6 protein-coding genes are annotated in these 10,211 nt (G+C 39.9%); 4 read left to right on the top strand and 2 right to left on the bottom strand.

Annotation, left to right across the window (positions count from 1 at the left end; all coding sequences use genetic code 11):
* The first annotated feature begins 716 nt into the window (after positions 1-716).
* From NQ185_RS07270 to NQ185_RS07255, 4 genes are all read left to right on the top strand, one after another.
* On the top strand, positions 717-2,954 hold the full coding sequence (locus tag NQ185_RS07270; RefSeq protein WP_257580964.1) for an NPCBM/NEW2 domain-containing protein: 2,238 nt from the start codon (positions 717-719) through the stop codon (positions 2,952-2,954).
* 491 nt (positions 2,955-3,445) lie between these two features.
* Positions 3,446-4,426: a nuclease-related domain-containing protein gene (locus NQ185_RS07265; protein ID WP_257580963.1), complete on the top strand. Its 981-nt coding sequence runs from the start codon at positions 3,446-3,448 to the stop codon at positions 4,424-4,426.
* A 54-nt stretch (positions 4,427-4,480) separates the two neighbouring features.
* Positions 4,481-5,395 carry an RpnC/YadD family protein gene (locus NQ185_RS07260; RefSeq protein ID WP_257580962.1) on the top strand — a complete coding sequence of 305 codons (915 nt, stop codon included), beginning with the start codon at positions 4,481-4,483 and terminating at the stop codon, positions 5,393-5,395.
* A gap of 451 nt (positions 5,396-5,846) precedes the next feature.
* Positions 5,847-6,020, top strand: a complete 174-nt coding sequence (locus tag NQ185_RS07255; RefSeq protein WP_257580961.1) for a hypothetical protein — start codon at positions 5,847-5,849, stop codon at positions 6,018-6,020.
* Between the two features lie 306 nt (positions 6,021-6,326).
* Here NQ185_RS07255 and NQ185_RS07250 read toward each other — a convergent pair whose 3' ends face one another.
* Together NQ185_RS07250 and NQ185_RS07245 are read right to left on the bottom strand one after the other, a co-directional pair.
* Complete coding sequence (locus tag NQ185_RS07250; protein ID WP_257580960.1) at positions 6,327-6,476, bottom strand: hypothetical protein; 150 nt, start codon at positions 6,474-6,476, stop codon at positions 6,327-6,329.
* A gap of 169 nt (positions 6,477-6,645) precedes the next feature.
* On the bottom strand, positions 6,646-10,179 hold the full coding sequence (locus NQ185_RS07245) for an Ig-like domain-containing protein (RefSeq protein WP_257580959.1): 3,534 nt from the start codon (positions 10,177-10,179) through the stop codon (positions 6,646-6,648).
* Positions 10,180-10,211: the final 32 nt, after the last annotated feature.

Below are 10,211 nucleotides of genomic sequence, written 5' to 3'. Positions count from 1 at the left end.
TGTGACATACTCTTTAAATACTGCATCATAAGATTTGTACGTTGCCATGTGGAAACACGCCCTTTTGTATGTTATTTATGATTTAAACATACGTCAATTCTGTCGTCCACTATTTATACTACATCCAATTCTACCTACACTCTCACCAATCAAAGCAATAGTTTCATCAATCCCACTTAAACTTTCACCAATCCTAAGTACCCACACTTATCCTAAGGCCCTTCCTCGAATCTGGTATTAAAGTCACTATTTCAAGTAAAAAAATTACAATTGAAATATATCTAAAGTACTATATAATAAGAAGAAGGATGTTTTTATAAAGGTAGGGATATTGCTATGAAGACTTTTCACATTATTTGGGCATTTTACCATAATCAAAGATCAAAAAAATTGCGTGTTGAGGGACCATATCAATCCTATAAATTCGTTCATCACCGAAAAAAATATAATTACCACAAAATGAAAATAGCTAGATAGTAAAAAGTCGCGCACCTGCGGCTTTTTTTGTTTAAAGTTACCATTCTGCAACTTATCAATTCTACTCTGACTTTTCAACAATCCCTCCGCTAGAAGGAGAATAGTGTTCAGCCCTCGTTTCTCCAAAATTATTATCTTAGTACGGAAGATTCATACATTTGGTAAATTTTTCTTGTTCATCTGTATCGAAAGGATTATAATTCTATTAAATATATAAATATAAAGGGGATAAACTATTGATGAAAAGGAAGCTTTTTTTATTTTTCACATTATTTTTACTAGTATTATCAGTAATTCCAGTTGTACCAAGTAAAACAGAAGCAGCATCCGTTCAATATTTAACTAGAGACTTAATGACTAGCAGTAGTAGTGGTGATGCCTATTTTGATGGATGGAGCCGTTCTAGTAGTTTTGAAGATACAACAGGCAACGTTATTCCTACTGGTGTAGGTTTCAAGCCAAACTATTCTTATAATTATAATATGTATGCAAACTTTAAAGTCGAAGATTATAAATATACGACCTTTGAAGCAACCCTCTCTATTGATAATCAATTGAAGGGTGGAGATAGAGGAAAAACGGAATTTGTTATTTATGCTGATAGTGCAAAGCTTTATAGCAAAACATTCACCAATACAACAAAGCCTGAAAATGTAAAAGTACAAATACCTACTGGCACAAAATACATATCTCTCCATGCGGTTATGACGAAAGGTTCCCAAGGATCGCACGGAGCCATTTTTGGTAATGCTAGACTGACAAATAGTTTGAAAGCATCCAACAAGGTAAATCAACTTGCATTAAATGACATTGGAGTAGCAACCTCAAAGGATTTTTATAAAGATGCTTGGAGTGGAGGCACTGGTCAACCGTTAGAGAAGTCGGATGGTCATCTTATTGGGAAAGGATTCGGTCTTTCACCAGGCTACTCATACACATCAAAGGTTTGGGGAGAGTATAAGGTTTCCGATTATTCCTATTCGACACTGGAAACTACCGTTTCATTGGATAAAAAATGGACAACTGGTGATTTAGGAAAGACGGAAGTCATTATATATGCTGACAATGTCCAGCTATATTCCAAAACGTTCACTAATACTACACCCCTTCAAAATTTAAAATTACGCCTTCCTAAAGGAACCAAGTCTATAACTTTTTATGCAGTGTACGAAAAAGGAAATCAAGGAAATCATCGTGTCGTTTTCGATAATCCTGTATTAACGAATAGCCTGCAAGCATTACCTGCTGATGACACGGTTTCATTATATGATTTAAAAGTTTCTGAAGGAGCCCGCTACTATGAAGGAGCCTGGGGAAGTCTAGCATTTCAAATGTCGGAGGGAAGTCTAGCAGCTAAAGGTTTTGGATTAACTCCTAACTATAGTTATGATAATGAAACGTATGCAAAAGTTTATATAGGGGATTATAACCACCCAACATTAGAAACGAAAATATCGCTTGATAATAAGTGGAGAACCGGTGATAGAGGGAAATCGACTGTATATATCTTAATGGATAATAAAGTTGCTTATTCAAAGACATTCGATAATAAAACGACAACTCAGAATGTCATTGTAAACGTTCCTTCAAAGACCAAATATGTTACTTTCAAGGTGAAGCATACTAAGCCATCCAATTCACACGCAGTCATTATTAAAGATCCATTATTAACGAATCGCCCGCAAATACCAACTGTCAATGCAGTAAATAATTTTACAACTAAAATTACCGGTAAAGCGAAGGCAAGTTCAACGGTCACCATGAAAGTTGGAAGCAAAAAGATTAAAGAAGTTAAATCAACAAGTAAAGGCACCTTCACAATGACGGTTCCGAAACAAAAAGCCGGAACGACCCTTTCATTCTATGTAACGGATTCAAAAGGCCGAGTGAGCGCAGCCAAAAATATTAAAGTCTCAATGGTTGTCTCACCTAAGATCAGCACCAAAAATGTTTCGGTAGTGAATAATAAGAGCAAGGCAGACACTATCACAGTTAAAAGTTTAAAGAAGAACGATATTGTAAAAATCTATAATTCAAAAGGCAAACTTTTTATCAAATCAAAAAAGGCTACTAGCTCTACTATGAAACTTTCCATCAAACAACTAGGCACTAAATCCGGAAAGGTTTACGTCACACTAACAAGAACAGATATGAGCGAAAGTGCTAAGATCGCCGTTTCATATAAGGCCGAAAAAGCTGTTTCTCCTAAAATCAGCGCTAAAAATGTTACAGTCGTGAATAATAAAAAGAAGGCAGATACCATCACTGTTAAAGGCTTAAAGAAAAACGATGTGGTGAAAGTCTATAATTCAAAAGGCAAACTTTTGATCCAGTCTAAAAAAGCAACTAGCTCTACATTGAAAGTTTCAATCAAGCAATTAGGAACAAAGTCAGGGAAAGTCTACGTCACCTTATCAAGGACGAATATGACTGAAAGTGCTAAGACTGCCGTTTCATATAAAGCGGAGAAGAAATAACTTTACTATTTATTGGAATGAGTGCTCGCACTCATTCCTTTTTCCATTTTATATAGTGGAGATTATCAGCAAAAAAATGCTCACCGAGCCTATCAATCATCCCCATCTTAGGCGGAGAAAAGTCGCGGGTCCGCGACTTTTTTCATTTCTTTATATTTCCTATCCCAGAACTGCCTCAATTAACTGGTAAGTGCCTCAATCCTAGCCGAAACTTCAACAATTAATTAGAATATGCCCCATTTCTCGCCTATCTTCCCCAATTAAATAGAATATGCCCCAATCGCTACCAACTCCCCCTCAATTAACCAGAATCTGCCTCAATCCCAGGCAGCAATCCCATATTTATTCTCCAAACCTTTTATAAGGTTAAAAGTCGCTGGAACACGACTTTTTCCAAATCATTATCTTTTATCTCCCCAATCCCTAGACTTCGACACCAACTATAGTAAAGTAATAGAAAGTTCCAAAAATTTAATAGAGGTGATATTGAATTGTTTAGATTAAAACGGACCAAGCCCATCAAATTGGTCAAACTTGAAGCCGCATCCGGAAGAATCCCTAGACGGCACCAATGCCAACCGTTGCTCCAACAAGAGATGAACACACGCACATCAGGATACGAAGGTGAAAAATCGGTAGATTACCATTTATCTTTTTTACACGGAAAAGAATGCTCCATTCTTAACGGCCTCCGCCTGCCAAATCACATCGGATTCTATTTTCAAACCGACACACTCTCCCTTTTCCCCAACTTCCTAACACCCATTGAAATTAAAGCCCACAAAGGGAAACTCACTTTTGATAAGGTATTTGGCCAGATGATTCATGAATCACTTGATGGAAAACGTCAAGCCTATGAAGATCCAACAGTTCAGGTGCAAAGGCACTGCCTTCAAATAAGACATTGGCTTCATCAACATGGCTTTCCCATCCCTCCGCTCGATCCCCTTGTTGTCATCAGTGATCCAAATACCATCATTGAAGTAAAAGGAAATCCAGATGATTACCGCCACATCATTCGTGCCGGCTCCATTTACGAAAAAATTTCAGAGTTTGAGGAAAAACATCAAAAGCGTTATATCTCCAAACCAGATTTATCAAGGCTAGCGAACATGCTTATTAACCAAAACACCCCTGAAACATTTGACGTTTTGAAATTCTTAAACGTGCGTCCGGATGAGGTATTACCCGGTGTCCACTGTCCCAAATGCCGCCACCTAGGAATAAAAAGGTTAATAGGAAAATGGAAATGTTCCTTATGCTCCTTAACTTCGAAAACCGCACATATTGAAGCACTACGCGATTACGCCCTCCTCATCGGAACCACCATCACCAACCAACGATGCCGCTGGTTTTTACATCTTGATTCCCGTTACACAGCAAGGGATCTTCTTACTGCATTAAATCTACCTTATACCGGTACGACGAAAGGTAGAGTTTATGATTTATCAGTATTAATACATAAGAAATAGGGCGGGGCGTGCAATAAAGAAAAATAGAAATCAACGGAAATTGGAGAGGATCATATGAATCGGGATCATATAAAAATTCATAACAATAGCATTGATATTGTACAAAGATTTATGGCTGAAAAAATGGTTGGGCAGTTCCCACTTAAAGCCCTTTCCTACGAAACAGCAAAAGTGCGGGAAGTATTGTCTACTGATTTACCAGATGTAACAACAAAAGATGACAAAGCTGATACGTTATACCTATTGGAGGATGGCACATTTCTGCATGTTGAATTTCAGACAACCACCAAGAAACATGATTCTTTTCGATTTGCTGGATATGTTTTTGGATTGTATAATAAATATAAGGATGATAAACGTTTTTCAACATTTACTTTTAAAAGCGTAGTGATATACGCCCCTCATATTAAAAGGAGTTCTGTCAATTCTTCATTTGATATAGGAGCCATTCACTATCATCACGACACAGTATTTCTCAACGAGATCAAACAAGAAGAATCTTATATTCAGATCATAGATAAAATTCGCCAAAACCCCGAGGTCAAATTAACCGATGAAGAGAAAATGGTTATACTTTACAAACCACTCTTTAACACCAATAAGGAAGATATTGAAAACGACGCAATTCTTGTCGTCAGAGATATTCTGGAATTATCGGATGAATCCGAGAAGGCGAAATTAACGGGAACTCTTTTCATCCTTGTAAGGAAATATTTGAGTGAACATGGTCGAAAAAGAATATGGGAGGTTTTAAAACAGATGGATATTATAAAGGAAGATATTCAAAAACAATTTAACCAATGGCATTATGAACGTAGTAAAGTAGAGCAAAAAGAACTCCTAAAGGAACTCTTGATGGATGCAATAAAAGATGGAGATTCGCAACAATCCATTGAGAGACTAATTAAAAAAGGTAATTTTAGCGAAAGTGAAGTCGAAAAGATTTATAAAGAAATTCAAAATAGATAAAAGTCGCGAACCCGCGACTTTTTTTATTTCTTTATTTTACAAATCCCAGAACTCCCTCAATTAACTGGAAAGTGCCTCAATCCTATCCGAAACATCCTCAATTAACTAGAGCCAGCCTCAATCCTTGGCTATCTACCCCAATTAATCAAAACCCGCCTCAATCACTACCAACTCTCCCGCAATTAACCGGAACCTGCCTCAATCATAGCCTGCACTACTACAAATATCCAAAAACCTTTAAAAGGTTAAAAGTCGCATGCCTGCGACTTTTTCCAAATCATTACCTTTTATCTCCCCAATCACTAGACGTCGACACTATGGGAGAATAATAAAAATTTCCATAAACTTAATAGAGGTGATGTTATTGTTTAGAGTAATGATAAGTGGGTTAACGCAATTGCTTCACGTCGCCTCATTCAGTTATACTTAATATAAAGGAGTGTGACTATACATGGTTAAAAATCAAAGCCGTATCACTTCCAGACAGGATGAACTATATGATCTAGCGGAGGAATCGACAAACGGTGTTTTTGCCGATGGTCCCGAGGAAACCGATGAAGAACGTAAGAAAAACCACAATTTGGTGTTAGATTTCATAAAAGATAATAAAACTAAACACTTATAGTACCCTCCAAATTGGGGGGGTTCTTAATGGAAAGGTAATGCCTCAATCTGTTACAGATACCAAGTGCCTCAATTATTGCTCAATCCCCCTCAATTAATTACTCTTTGCCACATAAAATCAGAAAGTGCCTCAATCCCACCCCTACCGCCACAATTAATCAAAATCTGCCTCAATCCCCGCCAGATCATCCTCAATTATCCAAATATATCCATCCTCCAACACCTACCAAATGGAAAAAAGATGACAAAGCCGATACGTTATACCTATTTGAGGATGGAACATTTCTGCATGTTGAATTTCAGACAACTACCAAGAAACATGATTCTTTTCGATTTGCTGGATAACAATCCAACTCTCATCAATCCCATCCCCATTTTCATCAATTATTTCAAATATATCATCAATTCCCCCCACCTCTAGAAAGGATAAAAGTCGCGTTCCCGCGACTTTTCCCATTAGATTATCATCAAGAATTCCCCAATGAAAGAAGCTCATTACCTTTATAAAGGCAATGAGCTTCTAATTATTTTACTTTTACTTTAGTTGTTTTACTTTTGTTCTTCGCTTTATCTGTTGCATTAATAGTAAGGAAAAAAGTCGCGAGTCCGCGACATTTTTCCATCCTTTATTTCGTTTTAACTGTCGTTTTTGTAGCCTTTCCTACATTCCCAGCCTTATCCTTTGCATAAACTTGGAGAACAGTACCCGCCTTTTGCTTCTTAATTTTGATAGAGTAGTTTCCGGCTTTACTCGCCTTAGCCGAAGCTATCACCTTACTCCCAGCCTTTACATAGACCGTAGAGTTTGCTTCTGCCTTTCCCGTTGTAGTCGTGGATTTAATCGTTACCTTATTTACCTTTGGGGCAGAAGGCGCAATCTTATCAACAACCGTTACTTTTTTCACTTTACTTACATTTTTTGCTTTGTCTGTAGCTGTAATTGAAAGAACGGTTCCCGCTTTTTGTGCGGTCTTCCAAGTCACGGTGTACTTGCCAGATTTACTTGCCGTTGCCGTGGCCAACACTTTCGTACCGACTTTTACGGTTACTTTTGAACCTGCTTCTGCTTTTCCTGTCACCTTTTTATCTTTATTACTAACTTGTGATGCTGTAGGTGTAGCCGGCGGGGTTTTATCTGAAACCGTTACTGTCAGGGATGAACTTTGATTACCTGCTTTATCCACTGCATAGACCGACAATTTCGTGCCCGCTTTTTGCTTTGCAATTTTTACAGAAAAAGATTTACTGCTTGACGCAACGGCCTTGCCCAAGGATTTCGAACCCACTTTTACATATACAGTAGATCCTGCTTCTGCTGTACCTTTTACTGTCGTGTCTTTATCGCTGACCGAGCTCACAACCGGTTTTGCTGGAGCAGTTTTATCGGCAACAGTCACAGTCACGGATGAACCTTGATTATTTGCTTTATCCACTGCATAAACCGTTAGTTTCGTACCGGCTTTTTGCTTTGGAATCGTTATAGAAAAGGATTTGCTGCTTGACGCAACCGCCTTGCCCAAGGATTTGGAACCCGCTTTTACATATACTGTCGCTCCCACTTCCGCTGTACCCTTTACCGTTGTGTCCTTATCGCTGACCGAGCTCACAACTGGCTTTGCTGGAGGGGTTTTATCGGCAACAGTCACGGTCACGGATGGACCTTGATTTCCTGCTTTATCCTCTGCATAGACCGTCAATTTTGTACCGGCCTTTTGCTTTGGAATCGTTACAGAAAATGTTCCATTACTGGCCACATCGACCTTGCCAACTGATGTCGCTCCAACTTTTACATATACCGTTGCTCCTGTCTCCGCTGTACCTTTTACTGTTGTATCATTATCGCCGACCGAGCTCACAACTGGCTTTGCAGGGGGAGTTTTATCCGCTACAGTTACTGTCACGGACGGGCCTTGATTTCCTGCATTGTCCTCCGCGTACACTGTTAATACAGTTCCTGCTTTTTGCTTTGGAATCGTTACTGTAAACGCTCCGCTACTAGTCGAATTTGCTTTACCTAGCTCAGTTGATCCAGACTTTACATATACAGTTGTACCCGAATCTGCTGTACCTTTCACCTCAGTATCTTGGTCACTGACTGGATTCACAACTGGAGCAGCTGGAAGTGTAGTTCCACCCACCGTGACATTCACGGACGAACCTTGATTTCCCGCCTTATCCACAGCGTACACTGTCAGCACAGTTCCTGCCTTTTGTTTTGGAATCGCCACTATAAACGAACCGTCACCTTCTGCATTTCCCTGTCCTAAAGTCGTCGAGCCTGCTTTTACATATACTGTCGCTCCTGCTTCAGCCTTACCTTTTACCGTTGTATCCTGATCACTTACCGAATCTACTACTGGAACTGCTGGTGGCGTTTTATCAGAAACGGTTACGCCCACAGACGGACCTTGGTTCCCCGAAGTATCCACCGCGTATACTGTCAGTACAGTTCCTGCCTTTTGCTTCGGAATCGCCACTATAAACGAACCATCACCTTCTGCATTACCTTGACCTAAAGTCGTCGAGCCTGCTTTTACATATACTGTCGCTCCTGCTTCAGCCTTCCCTTTTACCGTTGTATCCTGATCACTCACCGGATCTACTACAGGTACCGCTGGTGGCGTTTTATCAGAAACGGTTACGCTCACAGACGGACCTTGATTCCCCGAAGTATCCACCGCGTACACTGTCAGCATAGTTCCTGCTTTTTGCTTCGAAATCGTTACTGAAAACGCTCCGCTACTAGTCGAATTTGCCTTACCCAGCTCAGTGGATCCAGACATTACATAAATAGTTGTACCCGAATCCGCTGTCCCTTTCACCTCGGTATCTTGGTCACTGACTGGATTCACAACTGGAACAGCCGGCAGTTTTGTCCCTCCAACCGTTACATTCACAGACGGGCCTTGATTTCCCGCACTATCCACCGCGTACACTGTTAATACAGTTCCCGCTTTTTGCTTTGGTATCGCTACTATAAACGAACCATTTCCTCCTGCATTACCCTGACCTAAAGTCGTCGAACTCGTTTTTACATACACGGTCGACCCTGCTTCAGCCGTGCCAGTCACAATCGTATCTTGGTCACTAACTGAATTCACAACCGGTGCCGCTGGCGGGGTTGCATCCACAACCGTGACATTCACGGATGGACCTTGATTTCCCGCAGTATCCACCGCGTATACTGTCAGTACAGTACCCGCTTTTTGCCTCGGAATCGCCAACATAAAGAATCCGTCACTTTCAGCATTTCCCTGACTTAATGTGGTCGTACCAGCTTTGATATACACGGTCGACCCCGCTTCAGTAAATCCGGTCACAAATGTATCTTGATCATCTACCGGCCCTACAAACGATACTTCTGGTGGGGTTTTATCCGCAACCGTGACATTCACGGACGGGCCTTGATTTCCTGCCTTATCCACCGCGTACACGGTTAGTACGGTGCCCGCTTTTTGCTTTGGAATCGCCGCCAAAAACGCTCCATCATTTCCTGAATTACCTTGACCTAAAGTCGTCGATCCCGCTTTGACATACACGGTCGACCCCGCTTCAGCCGTGCCGGTCACAACCGTATCCAGGTCACTAACTGAATTCACAACCGGTGGTGCTGGTGGGGTTGTATCAGGTTCGGAAGGTGTGTAAAATGGGTTCTTTGCCTTGAAATTGGCTGTATAAAAATACGGGTTCCATTCATATTCCCTAATCGCAATCCTAACGTATACATATTCCTGCCCATCATAGAAACTTTTTGGAATATATGAATCAATCGTAGACGCCATTTTGTAATACATGTCATATTCAAGCAAACCTAAAAACTCCATCGAACCTCTGTCATTTCTATAAAATTCTAAAGTCACTAATCCCGATTTAAAGTAAGACTCATTCGATAGATAATAAAGCCTCATTCTCATTGTCGAATCATCTTCGATTCTCACACTATCTAAGCTATAAATTTGATTCGCATATTTTTCTACGAATATATGAATGATATTGCCTTCATTTACTAATGGATAATCTGCTGGGTGAATGTATAAATTCTTCCCGTCATTTACTTTATTTTCATTTTTTAATATTCCGCTCGTTTCAGCGAAAGTAAATGTTGGCAACATTAAAAGTAGTACAAGAACCATACTAAATACTTTTCTTACATACCCCATCCGTAAATCTCCTCTCTTGAATAAAAGGTGGA

Origin of the sequence: Lederbergia panacisoli (genome assembly GCF_024626525.1) — a bacterium.
Lineage (GTDB): Bacteria > Bacillota > Bacilli > Bacillales > Bacillaceae_C > Lederbergia > Lederbergia panacisoli.
The sequence above is the reverse complement of the archived record's forward strand: the minus strand, read 5'-3'. Positions and strand labels throughout refer to the sequence as shown.